This is a genomic window from Pseudomonas sp. 43(2021) (assembly GCF_017490805.1).
In the GTDB taxonomy this organism is placed as follows: Bacteria; Pseudomonadota; Gammaproteobacteria; order Pseudomonadales; family Pseudomonadaceae; genus Aquipseudomonas.
In genome coordinates this window covers 1-472 of the sequence record NZ_JAFGYJ010000415.1, presented here as the reverse complement: position 1 = coordinate 472, position 472 = coordinate 1, and the positions used below count along the sequence as shown (strand labels likewise).

1 protein-coding gene is annotated in these 472 nt (G+C 66.7%); it reads left to right on the top strand.

What is annotated here, in order from left to right; genetic code table 11:
* The coding region (locus J5M71_RS27925; RefSeq protein WP_279382398.1) for a solute carrier family 23 protein at positions 1-472 on the top strand (472 nt) is incomplete at both ends.

The following is a 472-nucleotide window of genomic DNA, read 5'->3' as shown; positions in this document are numbered from 1 at the left end:
CGATCGCGTTCGCCGCGGGCCGCGTGAACACCGACGGCGTCGCGGCGGCGCCGTGGGTCGGCTTCGTCGCGCCGTTCCATTTCGGACTCCCGCATTTCGATCCGCTATCGATCGCGACGATGGTGATCGTGATGTTCGTCACGTTCATCGAATCGACCGGGATGTTCCTCGCGGTCGGCGACATGGTCGAGCGGCCCGTCGATCAGGAAACGCTCGTGCGCGGGCTGCGCGTCGACGGGCTCGGCACGCTGATCGGCGGCATCTTCAATTCGTTTCCGCACACGTCGTTCTCGCAGAACGTCGGGTTGATCGGCGTGACGGGCGTGAAGAGCCGCTTCGTCTGCGCGACGGGCGGCATGATCCTCGTGCTGCTCGGGCTCTTTCCGAAGATGGCGCAGCTCGTCGCGTCGGTGCCGCCGTTCGTGCTCGGCGGCGCGGGCATCGTGATGTTCGGAATGGTGGCCGCCAACGG